Below are 24,570 nucleotides of genomic sequence, written 5' to 3' on the forward strand. Positions count from 1 at the left end.
AGCTCGACCCGCGCCTCCGGCGTCCCCGCAGGGGGGCGCCTCCCCGCAGCACGGCCGGGCACTCGCCCGGCTCCCGGCCCTCGTTCCCTAGGATCGTCCCCGTGCCCACCCTCTTCGACGTCGCCAGGGCTGCCGGCGTCTCGCACCAGACGGTGTCCCGCGTCGTCAACGGCGACCCCACCGTCCGCCCGGTCACGAAGGCCAAGGTCGACGCCGCCGTCGAGGCCCTCGGCTACCGGCCGAGCCTCGCCGCCCGGGCTCTCGCCAGCCGCAAGACGCGCTCGATCGGGCTGATCAGCACCGGGTTCCCGTTCTACGGGCCGTCCAGCACGATGCACGGCTTCAACGGCGCCGCGCGGCGCGCCGGCTACCAGGTGTCGATGGCGACGCTCGACAGCGACGACGCCGACGGGGTCCGCCAGGCGGTCGACGCGCTCGTGGGCCAGGCCGTCGCCGCGGTGGTGCTGATCGCCCCCGACGCGGAGGCGCTCGACGTGCTGCGCTCGGCCGACGTGACGGTGCCGCTCGTCACGGCGGACAGCGTCGCCGACGACGGCCACCACCCGGTCTCCATCGACCAGGCGGCCGGCGCCGAGCGGGCGGTCGAGCACCTCGCGTCGCTCGGCCACCGGGCGGTGGCCCACGTCGCCGGCCCCGACGCCTGGATGGACGGCCGCGACCGCGAGCGCGGCTGGCGCGACGCCTGCGCGCGGCTCGGCCTCGACGCGTCGGTGCTGCTCCGCGGCGACTGGACCCCCGCCTCCGGCCACGCCCTGGGGCGGGAGCTCGCCGGGCGCGACGACGTCACGGCGGTGTTCTGCGCCAACGACCAGATGGCGCTCGGCGTCGTGCACGCGCTCACCGAGGCCGGCGTCCGCGTGCCCGGCGACGTGAGCATCGTCGGGTTCGACGACATCCCCGAGGCGGAGCACTTCCTCCCGCCGCTGACCACCGTCCGCCAGGACTTCGAGGCCCTCGGCCGCCGCATCATGGACACGGTCGAGGCCGTGCTCGGCGGCGACGAGACGCCCGTCGCCCCGATGGCCCCCGAGCTCGTCGTGCGGCTCTCGACCGCGCCTCCCCGGCACTAGCCGACCCGCGCCTCCGACCCGGGGGCGCGATTGCACGCGTGAGCGCTCACGTGGCACAATGTGAGCGCTCACTTTCACCACCATGACAAGGATGTTCCATGGCAGCGACCCCTGACCACGCCGACTCCCACGTCGTCGGCGTCGACTTCGGCACCCTGAGCGGACGGGCCGTCGTCGTACGGGTCTCCGACGGCGCCGAGCTCGGCAGCGCGACGTTCGAGTACCCCCACGCGGTCGTCGACCGCACCCTGCCCGGCACCGGCGAGCGCCTGCCTGCCGAGTGGGCCCTGCAGGTGCCGAGCGACTACGTCGACGTGCTGAGGAACGCCGTCCCGGAGGCCCTCGCCGCCTCGGGCGTCGACCCGGCCAGCGTCGTCGGCATCGGCACCGACTTCACCGCCTGCACGATGGTGCCGACCACCGCCGACGGCACCCCGCTCAACGAGCTGCCCGAGTTCGCCGGCCGCCCGCACGCCTACGTCAAGCTGTGGCGCCACCACGCCGCGCAGGGCCAGGCCGACCGCATCAACGAGCTCGCCCGCGAGCGCGGCGAGTCGTGGCTGCCCCGCTACGGCGGGCTCATCTCGAGCGAGTGGGAGTTCGCCAAGGGCCTCCAGCTGCTCGAGGAGGACCCGGAGGTCTACGCCGCGACCGAGCACTGGGTGGAGGCCGCCGACTGGATCATCTGGCAGCTCAGCGGGCGCTACGTCCGCAACGCCTGCACCGCCGGCTACAAGGGCATCCTGCAGGACGGCGAGTACCCGAGCCGCGAGTTCCTCGCCGCGCTGAACCCCGGCTTCGCCGACTTCGCCGAGTCGAAGGTCGCCCACGAGATCGGGGCGCTCGGCTCCGCGGCCGGCACGCTGACGGCCGAGGCCGCCGGCTGGACGGGCCTGCCCGAGGGCATCGCCGTCGCGGTCGGCAACGTCGACGCGCACGTCACGGCCCCCGCCGCCAAGGCGACGCAGCCCGGCCAGATGGTCGCCATCATGGGCACGAGCACCTGCCACGTCATGAACGGCTCCGAGCTCGCCGAGGTCCCCGGCATGTGCGGCGTCGTCGACGGCGGCATCACCGAGGGCTTCTACGGCTACGAGGCCGGCCAGTCGGGCGTGGGCGACATCTTCGCCTGGTACGTCCGCAACCAGGTGCCGCAGTCGGCCGTCGACGCGGCCGAGGCCGCCGGCAAGAGCGTGCACCAGCACCTCACCGACCTCGCCTACGAGCAGCCCGTCGGGGCGCACGGCCTCGTCGCCCTCGACTGGCACAGCGGCAACCGCTCGGTGCTCGTCGACCACGAGCTCTCCGGCGTCATCGTCGGCCAGACGCTCAGCACCACGCCGGAGGAGGGCTACCGCGCCCTGCTCGAGGCCACGGCCTACGGCACCCGTCGCATCGTCGAGGCGTTCAACGACTCCGGCGTGCCCGTCACCGAGTTCATCGCCGCGGGCGGCCTGCTGAAGAACCGCCACCTGATGCAGACCTACAGCGACGTGCTCCGCCTGCCGATCTCGACCATCCGCAGCGAGCAGGGCCCCGCGCTCGGCTCGGCCATCCACGCCGCCGTCGCGGCCGGGGCCTACCCCGACACGCGCGTCGCCGGCGAGGCCATGGGCAGCGTCGACCGGGCCACCTACACGCCCGACCCCGACGCGGCCGACGCGTACGACGCGCTGTACGCCGAGTACCTGCTGCTGCACGACTGGTTCGGGCGCGGCGGCAACGACGTGATGCACCGCCTGAAGGCGATCCGCCGCGACGCGCTCGGCTCGGGGCGGGCGGCGACCGACGCCGTCGACCCGACCCGCGCCTCCGGCGAGTCCGAGGCCCCGGCCGTCGAGGGGGCGAGCGCATGACCTTCATCGACCGCGCCACCGAGTCGGCCATCGACGAGACCCGCCGGGCCGTCTGCGACCTGCACGCCGAGCTGACCCGCTACGGCCTCGTCGTCTGGACGGGCGGCAACGTGTCGCAGCGCGTGCCCGGCACGAACCTCTTCGTCATCAAGCCGAGCGGGGTCGACTACGACGACCTCACGCCCGAGAACCAGATCCTCTGCCACCTCGACGGCACCGTCGTCGCCGGCAGCCCGGGCAGCGACCGCAGCCCGTCGAGCGACACCGCGGCGCACGCCTACGTGTACCGCCACATGCCGAAGGTCGGGGGAGTGGTGCACACGCACTCCACCTACGCCACGGCCTGGGCGGCGCGCGGCGAGGCGATCCCGTGCGTCATCACGGCGATGGCCGACGAGTTCGGCGGCGAGATCCCGATCGGGCCGTTCGCGATCATCGGCGACGAGTCGATCGGCGAGGGCATCGTGCAGACGCTCGAGGGTCACCGCAGCCGGGCGGTGCTGATGCAGAACCACGGCGTCTTCACCATCGGCAAGGACGCCCGCGACGCCGTCAAGGCCGCCGTCATGACGGAGGACGTCGCCCGCACCGTCCACCTCTCGCGCCAGCTCGGCGCACCCCTGCCCATCCCGGCCGAGAGCATCGACGCTCTCTTCGACCGGTACCAGAACGTCTACGGCCAGAAGCCCTCAGGAGCCTTGTCATGAGCACCACCCCCACCCCGAACACCGTCGCCCCCGTCGCCTTCCTCGCCTCGAAGCAGGTCTGGTTCCTCACCGGCAGCCAGGGCCTCTACGGCGAAGACACGCTCCGCCAGGTCGCCGAGCAGTCGAGGGCCATCGCCGACGAGCTCGCAGCCGCCTCCGACGTGCCCGTCGAGCTGGTCTGGAAGCCCGTGCTCACCGACGCCGAGTCGATCAAGCGCACGATGCTCGAGGCCAACCTCGACGACAGCGTCATCGGCGTCACCACCTGGATGCACACGTTCAGCCCGGCCAAGATGTGGATCGGCGGTCTCGACGCCCTCCGCAAGCCGCTGCTGCACCTCCACACGCAGGCGAACGTCGAGCTGCCCTGGGGCGAGATCGACTTCGACTTCATGAACCTCAACCAGGCCGCGCACGGCGACCGCGAGTTCGGCTACGTTCAGACCCGCCTCGGCGTCGCCCGCAAGACCGTGGTCGGCCACGTCAGCGACCCCCGCGTGCAGCGCCAGGTGGGCACGTGGATGCGCGCCGCGGCCGGGGCCGCCGCGATGCGCTCGCTCAAGCTGGCGCGCTTCGGCGACAACATGCGCTTCGTCGCCGTCACCGAGGGCGACAAGACCGAGGCCGAGCTGGCGTTCGGCGTGCAGGTCAACACCTGGGGCGTCAACGAGCTGGCCGAGGCCGTCGCGGCCGCCCCGGAGCAGGCCGTCGACGACCTCGTCGCCCTGTACGAGCGCGACTACGACGTCGCCCCCGAGCTGCGCGCCGACGGTGCCCGCCACCAGTCGCTGCGCGACGGCGCCGCGATCGAGCTCGGGCTCCGCTCCTTCCTCGAGGCCGGCGGCTTCAGCGCCTTCACGACCAACTTCGAGGACCTCGGCGCGCTGAAGCAGCTGCCCGGCCTCGCGGTGCAGCGCCTCATGGCCGAGGGCTACGGCTTCGGCGCCGAGGGCGACTGGAAGACCGCGGTGCTCGTGCGCGCCGCCGCCGTGATGGGCGCCGGCCTGCCGGGCGGCGCCTCCCTCATGGAGGACTACACGTACCACCTCGTGCCCGGCGCCGAGAAGATCCTCGGCGCCCACATGCTCGAGGTGAGCCCGACGCTCACCGCGGGCCGCGCCTCCCTCGAGGTGCACGAGCTCGGCATCGGCGGCAAGGACGACCCGGTGCGCCTGGTCTTCACGGCCGACCCGGGCGAGGCCGTCGTCGTCGCCATGAGCGACGTCCGCGACCGGTTCCGCCTGACGGTCAACGTGGTCGACGTGGTCGCCCCCGACGCCGACCTGCCGAACCTGCCCGTCGGCCGCGCCGTGTGGGAGCCCCGCCCGTCGTTCGCCGTGTCGGCCGAGGCCTGGCTGACCGCCGGCGCCGCCCACCACACGGTGATGTCGACGGCCGTCGGCCTGGAGGCGTTCGAGGACCTCGCGCGCATCCTCGAGACCGAGCTGCTGATCATCGACGAGCACACCACGATGCGCGAGTTCAGCCGCGAGGTGCGCTGGAACGCCGCGTACCACCGTCTGGCGCGCGGGCTCTAGGCGCCCCCTGGCCGGAGGCGGTCCGCACCTCCCTGAACGGGGTGCGGGCCGCCTCCTCTGCGTCCGGGCGTCGGGAACACGACCCGCGCCTCCGTGGTTGGGCCCACCATGACCGTTCCCCTCTCGATCCTCGACCTCGCTCCGATCGCCCCCGGCGAGACCGCCCGCGACAGCTTCGCCGCCTCGGTCGCCCTCGCCCAGCAGGCCGAGGCGAGCGGGTACCGACGCGTCTGGTACGCCGAGCACCACAACATGTCGTCGATCGCGTCGAGCGCGACGTCCGTCCTGATCGCCCACGTGGCGAGCCAGACCTCGACCATCCGCCTCGGGTCGGGCGGGGTCATGCTGCCGAACCACTCGCCCCTCACCATCGCCGAGCAGTTCGGCACGCTCGAGACCCTGCACCCGGGGCGCATCGACCTCGGGCTCGGCCGGGCCCCCGGCAGCGACCAGGCCACGTTCCGCGCGCTGCGCCGCGACCCCGCGTCGTCCGAGCGCTTCCCCCAGGACGTCCTCGAGCTGCAGGCGTTCCTCGCCGGGGAGTCCCGCGTGCCCGGCGTCAGCGCGACGCCCGGGGCCGGCACGGCGGTGCCGCTCTACATCCTCGGCTCGTCGCTCTTCGGCGCCCAGCTGGCCGCGGCGCTGGGCCTGCCCTACGCGTTCGCGTCGCACTTCGCCCCCGACGCCCTGCACCAGGCGGTCGCGACCTACCGCCGGGAGTTCCAGCCGTCGGCCCAGCTCGACCAGCCGTACGTGCTCGCCGGCGTCAACGCCATCGCCTCCGACGACGCCGACGACGCCCAGCGCCAGTTCGCCGAGATGAAGCGGGCCCGCCTGATGATGCTGCTCCGCCAGAGCGGTCAGGTCACCGTCGACCGCACCTTCAGCGACGACGAGCTCGACCACCTGCTCCGCACGCCGGCCGGCGGCCACGTCGCGAGCATGACGACCTACACGGGCGTCGGCACCGGCGACGAGGTGGCCGACTACGTGAGCCGGTTCGCGCACAGCGCCGACGCCGACGAGGTCATCGTGGCGCACGCGTCGCTCCGCACCTCCGACCGGCTGCGCTCGGTCGCGCTGCTCGCCGAGTCGACGGCGCGGGTCCCCGCCTAGACGGTCGCGCCGCGGGGCCCGCTCAGGCGGTCGCCCCGCGCGTGCCCGCCCCGGCGGCGGCGCCGCGGGCGCCCGCCCCGGCGGTCAGGGCGCGACGTACAGCCAGAGCAGCACCGCGGCGACCGGCTGCAGCACGAGGCTGCTGCCGAGCAGGCTGCGGCGCAGCCAGGGCCGCTCGCCGATCGCACGCGTGCCGAGCAGCGGCGTCAGCGGCATGAGCAGGCGGAACAGGCTCTGCTGCGGCAGGAACACCGCGAGCAGGTAGAGGCCGAAGCTCACGACGAAGCCGTGCACCTCGTGGCCCAGCTGCACCGTCGACCGGCGGCTGAGCCACCAGGCCGCGACGGCGATGATGAGCAGCACCAGGGCGATGCCGGCGACCCCGACCCAGCGCCCCGCGAGCAGGAACCACGGGGTGAGCGGCACGAAGTCGGGGCGCCCGACGTAGTCGACCCACCAGGCCATCTCGGTCTGCAGGTAGGCGTCGGGCTCGCCCGTGGCGAGGTGGGCCACGACGGGCCAGGCGAGCCCCGCCGCGGCGACGACGAGCCCCGCGACGACGATGCGCGTCAGCTCGCGCCGGTCGAGCGACGCCCGCTCGGTCCGCCAGCGCACGACGAGGTGGATCGCGAGGGCGAGCGCGAGCGCCAGCGCCCCCGGCCGGGTGAAGGCCGCGACCACGCCGCAGAGCAGCACGAGCTGGTACTGGCGGCGCTGCAGCGCGAGCACGCCGGAGAAGAGCAGGAAGAGCGACAGGCTCTCGGCGTAGCCGACGCTGAGCACGTACGACAGCGGGCCGAAGCAGAAGAGCAGCACGGCCCAGAACGCGCTCCGGTGCCCGACGCGGGGCTCGAGGAGGCGGTGCAGCACGATGACGGCACCGGCGCCGGCGGCCGTGGCGATCAGCACCGAGGCGACCGCGAAGCTCATCCCGGTGGCGACCATCAGCAGGTGGCACAGGGTCGGGAAGACGGGCAGGAAGGCCCACTCGTTGGGCAGCACCTCGCCCGCCGCGTCGGTGGGCAGCGTGCCCGGGTAGCCGTGCAGGGCGATGGTGCGGTACCGGTCGCTGTCCCACGAGACGGTGAAGTCCAGGAACGACCGGTCGCTGCCGGGCGTGACGAAGGCCGCCCCGGTCAGGGTCGCGACCTCGTAGACCACGAACAGGATGGTCGTCGAGAAGACGCGCGACACGAGGTATAGGGCGAGCAGCCCGGGCCAGCGGCCGGAGAAGCGGCCCGCCAGGTCGAGGGACGGCCAGCGGAGCGACCTGCGCCGGAGGTCGACGGAGGGGCCGGAGGCGGTGGTCGCCTCGCCGCTCATCGCGCGCTCCGTCGGGGGGTCATCCCGACGACGCTACCAAGAGGGAGGCGCGACCGCCTGGTCCCGATGTCGTCACGGAGCCCGACGACCGTGCACCATGGGACGATGCCCCTGCCCTCGCTCGCAGCCCTCGGCATCGATGCCGTCACCGCCGACGTCTACGAGTTCGTGTTGTCGAGCGGAGACACGGTCGACGTCGGCACGATCGCCGCCGTCCGCGCGCTCGACGTGGCGACCGTGGTCACGGCCCTCGAGCAGCTGCGCAACCTCGGCCTCGTGCACCGCACGGCCGAGGGCACGGTCGCTCCCGACGGCACGAGCACCGCCGGCTACGGGGCCGTCGACCCCCGCGTCGCCGTCTCGGCGCTCGTCGCCGCGCGCGACGCGCAGCTCGCCGACGCCCGCACCGCGGTGACCGACCTCGGGGCGCTCTTCGACGACGGCCGTCGCCAGGCCGACCCGTCGGGCTCGACCACCGTCCTGGCCGGGCACGCCGCCGTGGGCGACTGGTACTCGCGCCTGCAGCACCGGGCGCGCCACGAGTTCCTGGCCTTCGACCGCCCGCCCTACGTCGTCGCGACGAACGAGTCCGTCGAGCGGGGCGCTCTCGGCCGCGGCGTCCGCTGGCGGGCCATCTACACGGTGGCCAGCTTCACGGGCGACGGCAGCCTCCAGGGCATCCACCGGCTCGGTGCCCACGGCGAGGAGGCGCGGGTCACCCACGACCTGCCGGTCAAGCTGGCGGTGGCCGACCGGGCCGTCGCCCTCGTCTCCGTGGGCCCCCTCGACGACCCGACCGCGCCTCCCGAGGCCCTGGTCACGGAGTCACCGGCCCTGATCGCGGCGCTCTGCGACCTGTTCGAGTCGCGCTGGCGCACCGCGCTGCCCGTGCCCGCCCTGCCCTCGGCCTCGGTCGACGGCTCGCCCGACTGGGCCGAGGTCGCCGCCCGGCTCGCGGCCGCGACGAGCGGCGACGAGGGCGCGGTGCCCGAGGGCGTCCCGACGTCGTCGCGCCCGCCGACCGTCGACGAGCGCGACCTGCTCGCCCTGGTCGCCGCCGGGGCGACTGACGAGGTCATCGCCGCGCAGCTCGGGGTGTCGCCGCGCACGCTGCGGCGCCGCCTCCGTGACCTCTTCGACGAGCTCGGCGCGAGCAACAGGTTCCACGCCGGCGTCGAGGCGGCACGGCGCGGCTGGGTCTGACCGGGCCCCGACGGGGCTCGTAGCCCCGCTCGGCCAGCTCCCGCCCAGGCGGTTCCCCGGGCTCGCCCAGCAGCGTCGCCAGGGGGTCACCCGGCGGACATCGCGCGTACCCCGTTCCGTTGCACGGAGGTAAACATCGTGGCCGGGTGAGGTCAGTGGCCTGCTCCGGCCAGGTGCCCCCGTAGTGGGGTCGGCGCATTCTCAGGTAACTCTTACGGGAGACCGCGGCACGGGCCGCGGCATGCGAAAGGCACCCGTGATCAGATCGTCCGGCCGTCGACGGCCGTTGTACCCCACCGCCCTGCTCGTGACCGGCCTCGTCGCCGCCGGGGCGATCGCGCTCCCGGCGACCGCCGCGTCCGCCGCCGACGGGCCCGTCGTCGTGAGCGACTCGGAGTTCACCGACGGCAGCTACGTCGTCACGCTCCGTGACCCGGCGGTCACCGCCTACGACGGCGGGAAGTCCGGCTTCGCCGCGACCGCGACGCCCGACGAAGGGGTCGACCTCACCGACCCGGCGACGTCGAAGTACGTCGAGCACCTGCAGAGCGAGCAGGAGGCGGTGGCCGGCTCGGTCGGCGTCACCCCCGTCGCGACGTACCAGGTCACCACCAACGGCTTCGCGGCCGACCTCACGGCGGCCCAGGCGAAGCAGCTCGTCGGGTCGTCGAAGGTCGCGGCCGTCGTCAAGAACGAGATCCTGCACACGACGGCCGTGCCGTCGACCGACTACCTCGGCCTCTCCGGCGCCGGCGGCGTCTGGGGCACGCAGGGCACCGGCGAGGGCGTCGTCGTCGGCGTCATCGACACCGGCATCGCCCCTGAGAACCCCTCCTTCGCCGGCGACGCGCTGACCGCTACGCCGAGCGACACCGTGCCCTACACGACCGCGGCGGGCATCTCGTACGAGAAGTCCGACGGCGGCACCTTCACCGGCGTGTGCCAGCGCGGCGAGGCGTTCGACCAGAGCGACTGCAGCACGAAGATCGTCGGGGCGCGCTACTTCCTCGGCGGCTTCGGCGAGGACCGCATCGAGACCGCCGAGAACGGCGAGTACGTCTCGCCCCGCGACGGCGACAGCCACGGCTCGCACACGGCCAGCACGGCCGCCGGCAACGCCGACGTGCCCGTGACGATCAACGGCCGCGACTTCGGCGACATCTCCGGCGTCGCCCCCGACGCCAAGGTCGCCGCCTACAAGGTCTGCTGGACGGGCAAGGTCTCGGCGAACGTCGCCGACGGCTGCGCCACGGCCGACCTGCTGAGCGCCATCGACGCGGCCACCGCCGACAACGTCGACGTCATCAACTACTCGATCGGCGGCGGCAGCGCCACGTCGACGAACTCGCTCACCGACCAGGCGTTCTACAACGCGGCCGCGGCGGGCATCTTCGTGGCGGCCTCGGCCGGCAACTCGGGCCCCGGCGCGTCGACCCTCGACAACGCCGCCCCGTGGATCACCACGGTCGCCGCCAGCACCATCCCGAGCTACGACGCCACCGCGTCGGTGACCGGGCCCGACGGCGTCGTCACGAACTACCTCGGCGGCTCGACCTCGCTGTCGACCGACCCGGCCGGCGTGACCGGCCGCTTCGTCGACGCGCTGTCGTCCGGCCTGCCCGGCGTCGACCGGACCGCCCTGTCGTACTGCACCGGCGGCACCCTCGACCCGGCGCTCGTCACGGGCACCATCGTGCTCTGCGACCGCGGCGTCACCGACCGCACGGCCAAGTCGGCCGAGGTGCAGCGCGCCGGCGGCATCGGCATGGTGCTGGTCAACAAGACCCCGAGCTCGGTCGACGTCGACGCCCACGTCGTCCCGACCGTGCACGTCGACGCCGGCGCCGGCAACGTGAACTACACCGCGCTGCACGCCGCCGCCGCCCCCGGCACCTCGACCGTCACGCTCCTCGACGGCAACCCGACCGGCCAGCCCGAGCCCGCCACCCCGCAGGTCGCCGGCTTCTCGTCGCGCGGCCCGGTCGAGGCCGACGGCGGCAACGTGCTGAAGCCCGACGTCGCCGCCCCCGGCGTCGCCATCCTCGCCGCCGGCGCGAACGCGGAGGGCGCCGCGGCGACCTACGAGTTCCTCTCCGGCACGTCGATGTCGTCGCCCCACGTGGCCGGCCTCGCGGCGCTCTACCTCTCGGTGACGCCCACCGCGACTCCCATGGAGGTGAAGTCGGCCATGATGACCACCGCCGGCGACACCGTCGACACCACGGGCGCGCCCTCGCAGGACGTCTTCGCCCAGGGCGCCGGCCAGGTGCAGCCCGCCGACATGTTCGACGCCGGCCTGCTCTACCTGAGCGGCGTGGCCGAGTGGGACAGCTACATCGCCACCCTCGGCAGCGCCGAGGGCTCGCAGCTCAACCAGGCCTCCATCGCCGTCGGTGCGCTGCTCAACTCCACGACGGTGACCCGCACCGTGACGTCGACCGGGGCGGGCACGTACACCGCCCAGCCCGTGTCGCTGCCCGGCGTGGCCACGACCGTCTCGCCTTCTACCCTGTCGTTCACCGGTGCCGGCCAGACCGCCTCGTACGAGGTGACCTTCTCCCGCACCACTGCCGCGTACGACCAGTACACGACGGGCTACCTGACCTGGACGGACGGAGGCGCCCACACGGTGCGCAGCCCGCTCGCGGTCCGCCCCGTGGCCGTCGACGTGCCGAGCGACATCACCGGCACCGGCGTCACCGGCAGCGCGGAGGCGCCCATCACCTCGGGCGGCGACCAGACCCTGGCCCTGTCGGCCGAGGGCCTGGTGAAGGGCGAGCGGACGAGCGGCAGCGGCACGGTCGGCGACTTCGACTACGTCGACGTCACCATCCCGGCCGATACGCAGTTCGTGCGCTACCAGCTGACGGCCGGCGGAGCGGACGCCCCCGCGGTCGACGAGCCCGTCGACTTCGACCTGACGCTCTACGAGCTCGACGCGACGGGCACCCCCGTGGCGATCACCGCGACCTCCGCGACCTCGGCCGCGGACGAGCAGATCGACATCACGGAGCCCGAGGCCGGCAGCTACCTGCTCGAGGTCGCGTACTACTCGGGCGGCGAGACGATGACCTACGACCTCGACGCGTACACGCTGATCCCGTCGGCGTACACCGGGTCGTTCGCGGTCTCGCCGACCACCCTGACGCTGGCCTCGAACCAGGAGGCCGTCGTGACGGCGTCGTGGACGGGCCTCGAGCCGGAGTCGCAGTACCTCGGCCGCATCGTCTACGGGGCCACCGGGCGCGTCACCTACGTGACGGTCGACTCCGGCCCCGCGGTCACCGCGCCCGTCGACCCGGGCACGCCCGCCCCGGCGCCCGGTGACCCCGGTGCCGGCGCCCCCGGCACGGGTGCTCCCGGCGCCGGCGGAGCGGGCGGCACGGGCGGCGGGAACGCCGCGCCGGCCGCGAGCGACCTCGCCTTCACCGGCCAGGACGTCGCCCCGATGATCGCGGCGGGCGTGGCCCTGCTGCTCGCCGGCCTCGCCGCCGCCGTGATCGGCCGACGCCGCCTGCGCAGCGTCGCCGTGACGACGGAGCGCACGCCGGAGGCGTAGCGGCCCGACGGCCTAAGGCCTCACGGCCTGACGGCCAGACGCGACCGGAGGCGGTCCGCAGCTCCCTGGGGGAGGTGCGGGCCGCCTCCGTCGTGTGTCGGGTCGACCACGCTGTCCTCCGCGCGCAGCCTGCGACTGATCGAAACATCGAGGGACTAGGTTCGTCACTCGTGGACGACGAGACCGGCAACACGATGCGCGTGGTGAGCTACAACCTGCGCGAGCACACCGCCAAGCACGAGATCCAGGCCCTCGCGGAGGACCACACGGCCGACGTGCTGTGCCTCCAGGAAGCCGACACGAACGACATCCCCGAGTCGTTCGGCGCGTACACGCTCGCCGCGTCGACGCGCAACAACCGGCTGGGGCTCGCGGCCTACTACCGCGCCGAGCGCTTCGAGCTGCTCGGCACCAACGTCTACGCGCTGAAGAAGTCGATGCACGACCGCGTCATGTCGCCCGCGCACGAGCGCCTGCTGGCCATGCACCTGCACGACCGCCTGTCGGGGCAGGACGTCCTGATCGGCTCGTTCCACGCGGCGCCGCTCACCGCGACGAACGGCCTGCGCAAGAAGCAGGTCGAGTCGGCGCACCAGCTGATGCGCGCGCTCGCCCCCGGCGTGCCGATGCTCATGGTCGGCGACTTCAACTACCCGTGGTTCCACGGCGGGCTGAAGAAGCGCATCGAGCGCGACGGCTTCACGCTGACCCGCAGCAGCACGCCGACGTACCTGGGCTACCGCTACGTGAAGGGCCACTTCGACTTCGCGACGAGCTACGACCTCACGATCGAGGACGTCGTCACGCTGCCGGCCGGGGTCAGCGACCACCGGCCGATCCTCGTGCGCGCGCGGGGGCTGGCGACCGCCTGACCCGCCGCGCCCGCACACACGACGCCGCCCGCCCCGATCTCGTCGGGGCGGGCGGCGTCGTGTCGGCCGGGGGCCGTGGTCGGTGCCCCCTCGGGGGCGTGACCGGCGTGCGGGAGGCGCGGGGCGACTCCCGCAGGAGCGGCTAGGCCGCCAGCGCGAGCGCGCCGGTGCTCACGGCGTACGCCTGCACGATGGTGCGGCTCGGCTCGCGGCGCCAGCTGCGGCCGGGGATGACCCAGCCCTGGGCACCCTCGACCGTGACGGCCGAGCCGACGCGGACGGCGTCGGTGACGACGTCGGCCCAGGCGCGGACGACGAACTCGGCGCCGCGGTCGTCGACGACGACGAACTCGACGAGGCGGGGGGTGGACGGGGAGGGCTCGGTGGTGACCGTGCCCGAGACGGTGATGATGTTCTCGTTCATGATGTGTTTCTCTCGGTGCTCTTGCTCTGTGGCACGCAGCGCGGGGCGTGCGTGGTCCGCCGTTCTCGGCGGGGTCGGACGGTGCGTCCGCAGGTCGGTGACCTGGTCGGGCCTCGCTCTCGAGCGACGGACCGGTGAGTAGGCGAGCTGGTGAGGCCCGGACCGGTGGTGCTCGTGAGGCTGTTCGATCCGGCCTGTGTGTGGACGACAGGCCGTGGATCGGGGACGATCTGAGAGGATCATCGCCAAGCGACTCATGACTGTACCACGAGGCGACCGAGAGAACCAGGGGCGTTGGCCGGGACGCCGTCGGGCGCGAGTGGTTGCCTGGTGTGCATGACCACGATCCCCACCATCACCCTGAACAACGGCGTCGAGATCCCCCAGCTCGGCTTCGGCGTCTACCAGATCGAGCCCGACGAGACCAAGGACGCGACGCTCGCCGCCCTCGAGGTCGGCTACCGCCACATCGACACGGCCGAGATGTACGGCAACGAGGCCGGCGTCGGCGAGGCCCTCCGCGCCTCCGGCCTCGACCGCTCCGAGGTGTTCGTCACCTCCAAGCTCAACAACGGCTTCCACCGCCGCGACGACGCGCTGAAGGCGTTCGACGGCACCCTCGACGCCCTCGGTAGCGACTACGTCGACCTCTTCCTCATCCACTGGCCCCTGCCGACCACCGACGTCGACTACCTCGAGACCTGGAAGGCCCTCGAGGAGATCCACGCGACCGGCCGCGCCAAGGCCATCGGCGTCTCGAACTTCCAGCAGGCGCACCTGCAGCGCCTGCTCGACGAGTCCGACGTCGTGCCGGCCGTCAACCAGATCGAGGTGCACCCGTACCTGACGAACGACTCGCTGCGCCTCTTCGGCGTCGAGCACGGCATCCACACCGAGGCCTGGTCGCCCATCGCCCAGGGCAAGGTGCTCGACGACCCGACCCTCGTCGAGATCGCGGAGCGCGTCGGCAAGTCGACCGCGCAGGTCACCCTGCGTTGGCACGTGCAGCGCGGCGACATCGTCTTCCCGAAGTCGGTCACGCGCGAGCGCGTGGAGGAGAACTTCGCGCTCTTCGACTTCGAGCTGAGCGACGCCGACGTGGCCGCGATCACCGACCTCGACAAGGGCGAGCGCACGGGCCCCGACCCCGACACGTTCGACTACATCCCGTCCTGATCCCGCCCGGGGCCCGCGACCGCGGGCCCCTCGCGGCGTCGATCGCACCAGCGCCGACCGGGCGCGGCACCCGTGCCGCACCCGGTCGGCGCTAGTACGCTCGTCGTCTCCGCCGTTGCCGGACCGGGCCGCGGCAGGTCGCCGAAGGAGAACCGTCGAAGTGCGTCACGTCGTGGGGGGCCTGCGCCTCCTGGCCGCCGCCGTGGGCCTCGTCGCGCTCGTGGGCAACTTCGTCTACGTGCTCGGCTTCTCGACCTTCACGTCGTTCAACTACTTCAGCTACTTCACGCAGCAGAGCAACATGTCGAACGTCGTCGTGCTCGTCGGCTCGGGCGTGGCCGCCCTCCGCGGCCGGTCGGAGTCGCCGCTCTTCGTCTCCGTCCACGCGCTCGTCACGACCTACGTCATCGTGTCGGGCATCGTCTACGGCATCATCGTCGCCGAGTCGCTGGCCAACGGCTACGCGATCGGCGTGCCCTGGTCGAGCCAGGTGCTGCACTTCTGGATCCCCAGCTACGTGCTCGTCGACTGGGTGCTGGCCCCGGGGCGCAGCCGCATCAGCTGGAAGGTGCTCGGCGTCGTCCTCGTCTACCCGGTCGTCTGGGGCGTGGCCACGATCGTCCGCGGCGCCGACGTCGGCTGGTACCCCTACTTCTTCCTCGATCCGGCGCAGGTCTCGTGGCCCGGCGAGTTCCTGATGTACAACGCCATCGCGCTCGGCACGATCGTCGGGGTGCTGACCGGGCTGATCGCGCTCAGCCACCTGCGGCCCCGCGGCCCGCTGGCCGGCACCGCGCCCCCGCCCGGGCACGTCGACCAGCCCGGGGGCGGGGCGGGCTCCGGGGCGGCCGGGGCGGCCGGGGCTCAGGAGGCGGGGGTCGCGTCGGGGGTCGTGGTCTCGCCCGGCTCGGTGTCGGCTCCGTCGTCGCCCTCGGCGTCGTCGTCGGCCGGGTCGTCGAGCAGGTCGAGGTAGGGCTGCAGGCTCGCCATCGCCTGGGCGACGGCCTCGTCGTCGTCGAGCTCGAGGGTCGCCAGGGCCGCGTCGCCGCCCGTGAGGGCGACGAGCACCGGCTCGCCCGTGACCGGCTCGAGGTTGAGGAAGACGCGCCAGCGGGCCGTGTCGTCGGCGACGACCCAGACGGTGGCCGTGGTCGACCAGAACGCCCGCTCGAAGCGCAGCCAGAGCACCTCCTGGTGGCCGACGCCCAGGGCGTCGATCGCGTCGAGGTGCTGCTGCGGGAGCTCCGGCGAGAACTCGACCGACGCCTCCTTCAGCACCCCCAGGGGGACGGTGACGACGGCGCGGTCGGCGGAGAGCGACTCGCCGGTGGCCGTCCGCAGGCCGACGCCCTCGTCGCCGTGGCGGATGCGCACGACGTTGCTGTCACGGAGCACGTCGAGGCCCCGCAGCTGGGCCGTGACGAACGACGAGAAGCCGCCGGTGACGAGGGCGGCGTCCGCGGGCAGGAGGAGGTCGGAGACGCCGGAGGCGCCGCCCGCGTCGAGCTCGCGGGCGGCGAGGGCCGAGGCGCCCGCGCCGAAGCGGACCGGCAGCACCTCGTCGACCACGACGGCGAGCCGGTCGGCGTCGGAGACCCCTGAGGCGTCGGGCTCGGCCGACACCTGGTCGGCCCCGGAGCCGGCCAGCGCCTCGGCGAGGGTGGGGGAGCCGGCGCGGCCGACCGCCCACTCGGCAGCCCGGGCGAGGGCGGAGGCGGTCGTCGCGTCGAGCACGGGCCCGTCGGTGACGAGGGTGGCCCCGTCGGCGCCCCGGGCCTCGACGGTGGGCTCGAGCCGGGTCAGGGCCACCCCGCCGAGGGCCAGGGCCGCGCGGAGGGCGACGGCCGCGTCGCCGAGGGGGAGCGCGGCGCCGAGCTCGACGGGGAAGGGCCAGTCGTCGCCGTCGACGCTGTGGACGCGGCCCCCGACGCGGTCCCGGGCCTCGATCACGACGACCTCGAAGCCGCGGTCGGCCAGGCTGCGCGCGGCCGTCGCCCCGGCGACGCCGGCGCCGACCACGGCGATGCGCTCGCCCGGCTGCGCGACGTCGGCCACGGCGTCGGCGACCTCGAACCCGCTCGCGCGCGCCCCGGAGACCGTGCCGGGCGAGACCGAGGCCGTGGCCTCGCCGGCGAGGAACACGCGGTCGCCGAGGGGCTCGCGGAGCGCCCGGCGGCTGTCGGGGCCGGCGTCGGGGGTGAGGTGGCTCGTGGCGCCGAGGGCGTAGGGGTCGCGGGCCCAGTTGCTGCGCCGGAAGGCCACCGGGGCGACGCCCTCGGGCAGCGGGGTCGGCGTGGGCGTCGGGGTCGCCGTGGGGGTCGCCGTCGGCGGCGGGGCGTCGGTCGTGCAGGCGGCCAGCAGGAGCACGGCCCCGGAGACCGAGCCCGTCAGGAACGCGCGACGACTGATGCCCATGGTGCGTCCATCATCGCAGCGACGGGCGGCCGTGTCGCGCTCCGCGGGCGCGTCGCGCGCGTCGAGCGCGTCGAGCGTTCAGGAGCGGCCGGCGCGAGCGGCCCGTCGCGGGCCGCCCCGCGCGGCTCCCTCCTGAACCGTCGAGGCCGGGGCGGCGCGCTGGCGCGACGGGCGCTCAGGCGTCGACGGCCTCGAGGAAGGTCCGCAGCAGGTCGGTCACCTGGTCGACCGGCTGCAGCGACGACGCGTGGTCCTGCCCGACGAGCTCGTAGAACGCGGCCTCGGGCATGCGGCGTGCGGCGTCCTGCGACTCGCGGTGCCGCTCGACGTCGCGGGTGCCCGCGAGCAGCAGCGTCGGCACCGTGACCGAGTCGAGCTGCTCGGCCGTGAGGCCGCCGCCCGTCTCGGCGGCGGTGAAGAACGCCGCCAGCGCCTCCGGGTCGTCCTGGCGGAAGGCGAGCCGCGTGCCGGGGTCGAGCGGGCGGCCCATCGCGAGCTCCCACCCGGCGATGAACGAGTCCATGCCCCCGGTCGTGAGCCGCTGGTGCCAGTCGGGCGTGAAGGTCGCGCCGATGTTGCCGTTCATGGGCGCCCAGCTGCCCCCGATCGTCGTCAGGGTGCGGAGCAGCTCGGGCTCGTGGGCCGCGATCGACAGCCCGACCCGGGCGCCGAACGAGTAGCCGACGTAGTGCACCGGCGCGAGCCCGGTGGCGTCGAGCACGGCGGCGACGTCGCCGCGGTGGTGGGCCATCGAGTAGGCGGCAGGGTCGTGGGGCCCGCCGCTCCGTCCGTGGCCCCGCAGGTCGAGGGCGACGACGGTGAAGTCGCGCTCGAGGTCGCGCAGGTAGCCGAGCCCGCGCCAGCTGCCCTTCGACAGGCCCGAGCCGTGCACGAGCAGCAGCGGGGCGCCGTCACCGGCCACCTCGTAGGCGATCGCGGTGCCGTCGACGGGGTTGTGGGCCTCAGAACGCATCCGGCCAGTCTGGCAGGGAGGCGAACCCGCGTGCCCGGACCGGTCCGTTCGTGCCCGGATCGCCCCGGTCCCGGTCTACTTCCCTCGGAGCGAGCGCGGGAGGCGCGGGTCGGCCACGATGGACGCCATGGTCCACGGATGGTCGGCAGAGCAGGTCAGGGCGGCCGAGGCGCCGCACCTCGAGGCGGGCGAGCCCCTGATGCAGCGCGCGAGCGACGGGCTGGCGGAGGCGGTGCGCGGTCTGCTGCGCGACTCCGGCCGGTGGCCCGCCCCCGTGGTGCTGCTCGTCGGCAGCGGATCGAACGGGGGCGACGCGCTCTTCGCCGGGGCGGCGCTCGCGGCCGACGGCTGCCCGGTGACCGTGGTGCCGACCGGATCCCGGGTGCACGAGGCCGGCCTCGCCGCGGCCACCGGGGCCGGTGCCGTCACGGACGACCCGGCCGCGTGGGCCACGCCCGAGGCCGCCCGTCGGCGACTGCACGAGACGGGCGCCGCGGTGCTGCTCGACGGCCTCGTCGGCACGGGCACGAGCGCCGACCCCGCGCTGCGGGGCCGGGCGCGCGACGTCGTCGAGGCCCTGCTGCCCTCGCTGCGCGAGCCGGGCGCGCCCGCCGTGGTCGCGGTCGACGTGCCCAGCGGCGTCGGCCCCGACGACGGCAGCGTGCCCGACCCCGCCGTGCTCCCGGCGACCCTGACGGTCACCTTCGGCGGCCACAAGGCCGGGCTGCTCCTCGAGCCGGCGGCCGGCCTCGCGGGCGAGGTCGTGCTGATCGACATCGGGCTGCTGCCCGACCTCGCGCGGATGACGCCGCTCGTCACGCGCTGACGAGCGGCGCCGCCCTCACGACCCGGCCCGGCCTCACGATCGGGGCTTGACCACCGACAGCGGGCTGGTGATCGCCTCGAGCGACTTCCGTTCGGCGGCCACGCCGAAGACGAACGCGATGACGCCGCCGACCAGCATGATGCCCGCGCCGAGGAAGTAGCCGAAGGTCAGCGGCCCCCGGTCGGTGCCGTCGCCGATCAGGGCGCCGTAGAGCGTCGGGGCGACCGCGCCCGCGATCTGGCCGAGCGCGAAGAAGTAGCCGATGACCTGGCCGCGCAGCTCGAGCGGGAAGATCTCGCTCACCGTGAGGTACGCCGAGGAGGCGCCCGCCGACGCGAAGAAGAACGACACGCACCAGAAGACCGTCTGGGTCGTCGCGCTCAGCACGTCCATGTGGAAGAGCACGGCCGACACGGCCAGCACCACGGCCGAGACGCCGTAGGTGAGGAAGATCATCTGCCGACGGCCCCAGGTGTCGAAGAGGTGGCCGAGCAGCAGCGGGCCGAGCAGGTTGCCGATCGCGAACGGGAAGAAGAAGTACTGCGTCGACGCCGGGTCGGTGCCGTAGAAGTTCTGCAGCACCAGGGCGTAGGTGAAGAAGATCGCGTTGTAGAGGAACGACTGCGTGATCATCATCGTCGCGGCGACGAGGGTGCGCTTCGGGTAGTCCTTCACGAGGGTGCGGAAGATCACGCTGAACGGGATCCGGCCGTCGCCGGCGATCTCGAGCGCCTGGTCGTCGCTGACGGGCTCCAGGTGCCGGCCCTCCGCCTCCACCCTCTTCTCGATGTCGGTGACGGTGGCCTCGGCCTCCTCCTCGCGGCCGTGGGTCATCAGCCAGCGCGGGCTCTCGGGGATGTGCCGGCGCAGGTAGATGATGATCAGCCCGAGCACCGGGCCGATGAAGAAGCCGATGCGCCAGCCGACGTCCTCGGCGAAGTAGTCGGTGTTCAGCAGGAAGAGGTTGGCGGCCGAGCCGAGGGCCGCACCGCCCCAGTACGTGCCGTTGATCGCGATGTCGACGCGGCCGCGGTAGCGCGACGGGATGATCTCGTCGATGGCCGAGTTGATCGCGGCGTACTCGCCGCCGATGCCCATGCCGGCGATGAAGCGGAACACGGCCAGGAAGGCGAAGTTCGGCGAGAGCCCGGCGAGGCCGCTGGCGACGAGGTAGATGGCCAACGTGAGGATGAACAGCTTCTTGCGGCCGAGCGTGTCGCTCATGCGCCCGAAGATCAGGGCGCCGGCGACCTGGCCGAGCAGGTAGATGGTGCCGAGGTAGCCCACCTGGGCGGCCGTGAGGCCGAGGTCGGCCTGGAAACCGGCGGAGGCGACGATCTGGATCTCGAGGCCGTCGAGCACCCACGAGAAGCCGAGGCCGACGACGATCGTCCAGTGGAAGCGGGTCCACGGCAGCCGGTCCATCCGGGCCGGGACGAGGCTGCGCCGGGGAGCCCCGGTCGCCCCCTCGGCGGTGGTGGGCGTGTTCGACATGGGTGCCTCCCCGGGTGCTGCGCTCGACGTGCGGAGCGGCCGCGGCGCAGGTGCCGTCGGCCGGTCGGGGAGTGCAGACGCTGCAGGAGTGCAGCCTCTGCACGGGCCGCGACCGGTCGAAGCTACTCCCCGCCCGGGGCCTGCGACCGGTGCCCCCGAGGGGCTGGCGGCGGAGGCGTCGAGCGTTCAGGGGCGACCGGCTCGGCGGAGCGGTGACGGCCGCCGGACGCCGTTGACGCCTGAACGCTCGACACGAGGTCGCGCGCGCAGGCGTCAGGGGGCGGAGCCAGCCACGGGAGGGCCGGCCCGGGGGAGGCGCGGTGCCCTCCCCGAGGAGGGTCGCCTAGTGCGCGACCACCTTCTCGGCGCCCTCGACCACCGGCGGCCGGCGGACGAAGAACGAGCCGACCACGGCGAACACCGAGATGACCGCGCCGACGAGGAAGGCCGCCCGCACGCCGCTGCTGGCGGCGGCGACGTCGCCCGCGCCGCCGGAGGCGGCCGTGGTCGCGGCGAGGGTCATCACGGTGACGAACACGGCCGTGCCGGCGGCGCCGGCGACCTGCTGCACCGTGCCGACGACCGCGCTGCCGTGCGAGTAGAGACGCCCCGGCAGCGAGCCGAGGCCCGACGTGAAGAGCGGCGTGAACATCAGGGCGAGGCCGATGCTCAGCGCCACGTGCGCCCCGAGCACCATCGGGATCGGCGTCGACTCGGAGACCGTCGACAGGAACCACAGCACGGCGCTGACCAGGGCGGTGCCGGGCACGAGCAGGACGGTCGGGCCGTACTTGTCGAAGAGGCGGCCGACGATCGGCGACAGGAGGCCCTGGACGAGCCCGCCGGGCAGGAGCAGCAGGCCGGTCGCGAGGGGGTCGAGGCCGTGCACGTTCTGGAGGTAGATCGGCAGGACGATCAGCGTGCCGAACAGGGCGATCATGCCGATGCCGAGCACCAGGGTCGACATCGTGAAGGTGCGGGAGGCGAAGGTGCGGAGGTCGAGGAGCGCCGTGTCGGTGCGCTGCAGCGCGCGCTGGCGCAGCACGAACGCGACGAGGGCCACGACGCCGACCGCGAGCGGGACCCACGCCGGCACGGCGGCCTCGGCGCCCTCGCCGAAGGTGCTGAGGCCGTAGACGACGCCGCCGAAGGCGAACGCGGAGAGGATGACCGACAGCACGTCGAGGGGCACCTTGGTGGGCGTCGTCACGTTCTTGACGCGGACGGCCCCGAGGGCGAGCGCCGCGAGGGCGATCGGCAGCACCAGGATGAACATGAAGCGCCACTCGAGGACGCTGAGGATGAGGCCGGAGATGGTCGGGCCGATGGCCGGGGCCACCGAGATGACGATCGAGATGTTGCCCATCGTGCGGCCGCGGGTCGCCGGCGGCACGAGGGTCAGGACGGTCGTCATCAGCAGCGGCATCATGATCGCCGTTCCCGACGCCTGCACCACGCGGCCGATCAGCAGCACGCTGAAGCCGGGCGCGATCGCCGAGATCGCCGTGCCGAGGCTGAACAGGCTCATGGCGGTGATGAAGACCGGGCGCGTGTCGAAGCGCTGCAGCAGGAAGCCCGTGATCGGGATGACGACGGCCATCGTCAGCATGAAGCCGGTGGTGAGCCACTGGCCGGCCGTGACGGTGATGTCGAGGTCGCGCGTGAGGCTGGGCAGCGCCACGCCCATGATCGTCTCGTTGAGGATGACGACGAAGGCCGAGACGAGCAGCAGCCCGATGACCAGCTTGTTGCGGGCGGCGGTCGCCGCATCGGGGCCGTCGTCGGCGCCGGCCGCGCCGGCGGGGGCGGCGGTCGTGGGGCGGGCGGTGTCGCTCGTCATGGCGGTGCTCCTGGGGAACGAGGGCGGATGGCGGGAGGCGACCTCACCGTCGAGACGCTCCAGGGAGAAGGCCCCGCCCGCCTGGATCATTCCCGCGGATCGCCCCTGGATGTGCCGGGAGCCCGCGAGCCGACCCGAGGGGCGGCCGGCGGGCTCCGTGGCCGAGCGGCGGCGGCGTCAGACGTCGCGGCGCTTCACCGCGGCGACCGCGACGACGAACAGGGCGACGACCCAGCCGGCGAGCACGCCGAGGGCCTGCCACGGCGTCAGCACCACGGCGTCGTCGACCGTCGGCGGGGTCAGCATCGACGACCCCTCGACCTGGTACTCGAAGACGCGGGTCGCGGCCTGGGGCGGGGTGAACTCGTAGAGCGTGTAGATCCACGGCTCGGAGATCACGGCCATGCCGATCGTGAAGATGATCGGCAGCACGAAGACCAGGCCGATCGACGCCGCGATGCCGCCGGCCCCGTTGCGGATGACCGCGCCCAGCCCGAACGAGATCATCGCGATCATCGCGACGCTGGCGGCGGCGCCGACGAGCGACCACCACAGGCCGGTGTCTCCGAGGTCGAGCTCGATGCCCGTCGACGACGAGAGCAGGGGCGTGCAGACGAGCGCGGCGACGACCAGGGCGAGGCCGGAGACGACGAAGGTGCTGACGCCGACGATGAGCACCTTGGCCACGAGCGCGGGCGTGCGCCGGGGCACGGCGGTGAAGGTGGAACGGATCATGCCGGTGCCGTACTCGCCAGTGATGACGAGGGCGCCGAGCACCGCGGCGACGAGCTGGGCGAAGGCGACGCCGATCGTGATGACCTGCACGCCGAGCGCCTGCTGCTGCTCGGCCGTCGCCTCCATGCCCTCGAAGCCGCTGGCGACGGAGGCGAACAGCGCGCCGAACCCGACGACGATCACGACGATGACGGCGAAGCACCACGCGGTCGAGCGCAGGCTGCGGAGCTTGATCCACTCGGAGGCGACGACGTGGGCGAAGGTCACGCCGGGCCCGACCGAGTGGCCGTGGGCGGAGCGTCGGGTGTGGGCGGCGGCGGTCATCGCGAGGCTCCGGGGGTCGTGGCGGCCTTCTCGGCCGCGGCGGGGGAGGCAGGGGTCGCGGCGGCGGCGCCGCCCGCGTGGTACTCGACGGAGTCCTGGGTGAGCGACATGTAGGCCTCCTCCAGCGAGCGCACCACCGGGGTCAGCTCGTGCAGGACGATGCCGCGCGAGGCGGCGAGCTCGCCGACCCGGGCTGCGGTGACGCCGGGCAGCTCGAGCGAGCCGTCGTCGGCCGTGACCGGCTCGACGCCGTGCTCGGCGCGGACCAGCTCGACGAGCTGGGGCAGGTGCGGGCTGCGCACGCGCACCCCGTCGCCCGAGGCCTGGGCGATCACCTCGCTGACGGGGGCGTCGGCGAGCACGCGGCCGCGGCCGAGCACGATCAGGTGGTCGGCGGTCTGGGCCATCTCGCTCATCAGGTGCGACGAGAGGAAGACCGTGCGCCCCTCGGCGGCGAGGTGGCGGGCCAGGGTGCGGACCCAGACGACGCCCTCGGGGTCGAGGCCGTTGACCGGCTCGTCGAAGATCAGGGTGGCCGGGTCGCCGAGCAGCGCCGCGGCGATGCCGAGACGCTGGCCCATGCCGAGCGAGAACCCGCCGACGCGCTTCTTCGCGACGGGCTCGAGCCCCGTGAGGGCGATGACCTCCGCGACGCGCGAGCGGCCGATGCCGTGGGTCGCCGCCATCGCGTGGAGGTGCTCGGAGGCGCTGCGCCCGCGGTGCACGGCCTTCGCGTCGAGCAGCACGCCCACCTCGCGGAGGGGAGCCCGGTGCTCGGCGTAGGGGCGGCCGTTCACCGTCACCGAGCCGGAGCTGGGGCGGTCGAGGCCGACCACCATGCGCATCGTCGTCGACTTGCCCGCGCCGTTCGGGCCGAGGAAGCCGGTCACGATGCCCGGCCTCACGGTGAACGACACGTCGTCGAGGGCGACCTTCTGGCCGTACCTCTTGGTCAGGTGCCGAGCTTCGATCATGTGGTGGGTTCCTCCCCGGGGCCGTCCGGCGCCGCAGCGCCGCCCCCGCGCGGTCGCACGGCGGTCCTCGACCGACGATAGGGCCGCGGGCGCCCCGGCGGCATCCGCCGACCGGACGAGGCGG

Annotated in this window: 19 protein-coding genes; 11 read left to right on the forward strand and 8 right to left on the reverse strand. The window is 73.8% G+C overall.

All coding sequences use genetic code 11. The features are described from left to right. Positions 1-101 precede the first annotated feature (101 nt). The 5 genes from FHR77_RS01660 (at position 102) to FHR77_RS01680 (ending at position 6,308) form a co-directional block, all read left to right on the forward strand. Positions 102-1,091: a LacI family DNA-binding transcriptional regulator gene (locus FHR77_RS01660; RefSeq protein ID WP_341777179.1), complete on the forward strand. Its 990-nt coding sequence runs from the start codon at positions 102-104 to the stop codon at positions 1,089-1,091. 98 nt (positions 1,092-1,189) lie between these two features. Then, positions 1,190-2,947: a ribulokinase gene (araB, locus tag FHR77_RS01665; protein WP_167258315.1), complete on the forward strand. Its 1,758-nt coding sequence runs from the start codon at positions 1,190-1,192 to the stop codon at positions 2,945-2,947. Then, complete coding sequence (locus FHR77_RS01670) at positions 2,944-3,654, forward strand: L-ribulose-5-phosphate 4-epimerase (protein WP_167258317.1); 711 nt, start codon at positions 2,944-2,946, stop codon at positions 3,652-3,654. Before araB ends, FHR77_RS01670 begins: the two co-directional genes overlap by 4 nt. Continuing rightward, the gene (gene araA, locus FHR77_RS01675; RefSeq protein ID WP_167258319.1) at positions 3,651-5,192 is read left to right on the forward strand and encodes an L-arabinose isomerase; all 1,542 of its coding nucleotides are present in this window, start codon (positions 3,651-3,653) and stop codon (positions 5,190-5,192) included. Before FHR77_RS01670 ends, araA begins: the two co-directional genes overlap by 4 nt. 108 nt (positions 5,193-5,300) lie before the next feature. After that, positions 5,301-6,308, forward strand: a complete 1,008-nt coding sequence (locus tag FHR77_RS01680; RefSeq protein WP_167258321.1) for an LLM class flavin-dependent oxidoreductase — start codon at positions 5,301-5,303, stop codon at positions 6,306-6,308. Between the two features lie 84 nt (positions 6,309-6,392). Here FHR77_RS01680 and FHR77_RS01685 read toward each other — a convergent pair whose 3' ends face one another. Next, entirely contained in the window at positions 6,393-7,631 is a 1,239-nt protein-coding gene (locus tag FHR77_RS01685) for a mannosyltransferase family protein (RefSeq protein ID WP_167258323.1), read from the reverse strand. A gap of 105 nt (positions 7,632-7,736) precedes the next feature. Here FHR77_RS01685 and FHR77_RS01690 point away from each other — a divergent pair, with 105 nt between their 5' ends. The 3 genes from FHR77_RS01690 (at position 7,737) to FHR77_RS01700 (ending at position 13,265) form a co-directional block, all read left to right on the forward strand. After that, on the forward strand, positions 7,737-8,834 hold the full coding sequence (locus tag FHR77_RS01690) for a helix-turn-helix domain-containing protein (protein WP_167258325.1): 1,098 nt from the start codon (positions 7,737-7,739) through the stop codon (positions 8,832-8,834). Positions 8,835-9,090: 256 nt separating this feature from the next. Beyond that, a complete protein-coding gene (locus FHR77_RS01695; protein ID WP_167258327.1) occupies positions 9,091-12,393 on the forward strand; it encodes a S8 family serine peptidase in 3,303 nt (1,100 codons plus the stop codon). A gap of 170 nt (positions 12,394-12,563) precedes the next feature. Further along, positions 12,564-13,265: an endonuclease/exonuclease/phosphatase family protein gene (locus tag FHR77_RS01700; RefSeq protein WP_307803270.1), complete on the forward strand. Its 702-nt coding sequence runs from the start codon at positions 12,564-12,566 to the stop codon at positions 13,263-13,265. A gap of 142 nt (positions 13,266-13,407) precedes the next feature. Here the strand turns inward: FHR77_RS01700 and FHR77_RS01705 are convergent, their stop codons facing one another. Then, the gene (locus FHR77_RS01705; protein ID WP_056052773.1) at positions 13,408-13,689 is read right to left on the reverse strand and encodes a hypothetical protein; all 282 of its coding nucleotides are present in this window, start codon (positions 13,687-13,689) and stop codon (positions 13,408-13,410) included. 336 nt (positions 13,690-14,025) lie between these two features. Here FHR77_RS01705 and FHR77_RS01710 point away from each other — a divergent pair, with 336 nt between their 5' ends. Then, entirely contained in the window at positions 14,026-14,865 is an 840-nt protein-coding gene (locus FHR77_RS01710) for an aldo/keto reductase (RefSeq protein ID WP_167258329.1), read from the forward strand. 160 nt (positions 14,866-15,025) lie between these two features. Next, positions 15,026-15,838, forward strand: a complete 813-nt coding sequence (locus FHR77_RS01715) for a Pr6Pr family membrane protein (protein ID WP_167258331.1) — start codon at positions 15,026-15,028, stop codon at positions 15,836-15,838. Here FHR77_RS01715 and FHR77_RS01720 read toward each other — a convergent pair. After that, positions 15,730-17,280, reverse strand: a complete 1,551-nt coding sequence (locus FHR77_RS01720) for a flavin monoamine oxidase family protein (RefSeq protein ID WP_167258333.1) — start codon at positions 17,278-17,280, stop codon at positions 15,730-15,732. The genes FHR77_RS01715 and FHR77_RS01720 overlap by 109 nt on opposite strands. A 175-nt stretch (positions 17,281-17,455) precedes the next feature. Continuing rightward, positions 17,456-18,253, reverse strand: a complete 798-nt coding sequence (locus FHR77_RS01725) for an alpha/beta fold hydrolase (RefSeq protein ID WP_167258335.1) — start codon at positions 18,251-18,253, stop codon at positions 17,456-17,458. Positions 18,254-18,380: 127 nt separating this feature from the next. Between FHR77_RS01725 and FHR77_RS01730 the strand changes: the two genes are divergently transcribed. Continuing rightward, positions 18,381-19,079 carry an NAD(P)H-hydrate epimerase gene (locus tag FHR77_RS01730; protein ID WP_243861359.1) on the forward strand — a complete coding sequence of 233 codons (699 nt, stop codon included), beginning with the start codon at positions 18,381-18,383 and terminating at the stop codon, positions 19,077-19,079. A 33-nt stretch (positions 19,080-19,112) separates the two neighbouring features. On the opposite strand, the gene FHR77_RS01735 is transcribed toward FHR77_RS01730, so the two are convergent. From FHR77_RS01735 to FHR77_RS01750, 4 genes are all read right to left on the reverse strand, one after another. Further along, complete coding sequence (locus tag FHR77_RS01735; protein ID WP_156369959.1) at positions 19,113-20,504, reverse strand: MFS transporter; 1,392 nt, start codon at positions 20,502-20,504, stop codon at positions 19,113-19,115. A 412-nt stretch (positions 20,505-20,916) separates the two neighbouring features. Beyond that, positions 20,917-22,413, reverse strand: coding sequence for a DHA2 family efflux MFS transporter permease subunit (locus FHR77_RS01740; protein ID WP_056052796.1), 1,497 nt, complete (start codon positions 22,411-22,413; stop codon positions 20,917-20,919). 177 nt (positions 22,414-22,590) lie between these two features. Further along, complete coding sequence (locus FHR77_RS01745) at positions 22,591-23,472, reverse strand: ABC transporter permease subunit (RefSeq protein WP_167258339.1); 882 nt, start codon at positions 23,470-23,472, stop codon at positions 22,591-22,593. Next, positions 23,469-24,446: an ABC transporter ATP-binding protein gene (locus tag FHR77_RS01750; protein ID WP_056052803.1), complete on the reverse strand. Its 978-nt coding sequence runs from the start codon at positions 24,444-24,446 to the stop codon at positions 23,469-23,471. Before FHR77_RS01750 ends, FHR77_RS01745 begins: the two co-directional genes overlap by 4 nt. Between the last annotated feature and the right edge of the window lie 124 nt (positions 24,447-24,570).

It is taken from the genome of Frigoribacterium endophyticum, assembly GCF_011759585.1.
Taxonomy (GTDB): Bacteria; Actinomycetota; Actinomycetes; order Actinomycetales; family Microbacteriaceae; genus Frigoribacterium; species Frigoribacterium endophyticum.

Excerpts from the sequence above, each read along its gene's own strand:
- FHR77_RS01690 (WP_167258325.1), top strand. The coding sequence starts at position 7,737 with ATGCCCCTGCCCTCGCTCGCAGCCCTCGGCATCGATGCCGTCACCGCC.
- FHR77_RS01685 (WP_167258323.1), bottom strand. The coding sequence starts at position 7,631 with ATGAGCGGCGAGGCGACCACCGCCTCCGGCCCCTCCGTCGACCTCCGG.
- FHR77_RS01750 (WP_056052803.1), bottom strand. The coding sequence starts at position 24,446 with ATGATCGAAGCTCGGCACCTGACCAAGAGGTACGGCCAGAAGGTCGCC.
- FHR77_RS01705 (WP_056052773.1), bottom strand. The coding sequence starts at position 13,689 with ATGAACGAGAACATCATCACCGTCTCGGGCACGGTCACCACCGAGCCC.
- FHR77_RS01740 (WP_056052796.1), bottom strand. The coding sequence starts at position 22,413 with ATGACGAGCGACACCGCCCGCCCCACGACCGCCGCCCCCGCCGGCGCG.
- FHR77_RS01745 (WP_167258339.1), bottom strand. The coding sequence starts at position 23,472 with ATGACCGCCGCCGCCCACACCCGACGCTCCGCCCACGGCCACTCGGTC.
- FHR77_RS01725 (WP_167258335.1), bottom strand. The coding sequence starts at position 18,253 with ATGCGTTCTGAGGCCCACAACCCCGTCGACGGCACCGCGATCGCCTAC.
- FHR77_RS01735 (WP_156369959.1), bottom strand. The coding sequence starts at position 20,504 with ATGGACCGGCTGCCGTGGACCCGCTTCCACTGGACGATCGTCGTCGGC.
- araB (WP_167258315.1), top strand. The coding sequence starts at position 1,190 with ATGGCAGCGACCCCTGACCACGCCGACTCCCACGTCGTCGGCGTCGAC.
- araA (WP_167258319.1), top strand. The coding sequence starts at position 3,651 with ATGAGCACCACCCCCACCCCGAACACCGTCGCCCCCGTCGCCTTCCTC.
- FHR77_RS01730 (WP_243861359.1), top strand. The coding sequence starts at position 18,381 with ATGGTCCACGGATGGTCGGCAGAGCAGGTCAGGGCGGCCGAGGCGCCG.
- FHR77_RS01670 (WP_167258317.1), top strand. The coding sequence starts at position 2,944 with ATGACCTTCATCGACCGCGCCACCGAGTCGGCCATCGACGAGACCCGC.
- FHR77_RS01720 (WP_167258333.1), bottom strand. The coding sequence starts at position 17,280 with ATGGGCATCAGTCGTCGCGCGTTCCTGACGGGCTCGGTCTCCGGGGCC.
- FHR77_RS01710 (WP_167258329.1), top strand. The coding sequence starts at position 14,026 with ATGACCACGATCCCCACCATCACCCTGAACAACGGCGTCGAGATCCCC.
- FHR77_RS01680 (WP_167258321.1), top strand. The coding sequence starts at position 5,301 with ATGACCGTTCCCCTCTCGATCCTCGACCTCGCTCCGATCGCCCCCGGC.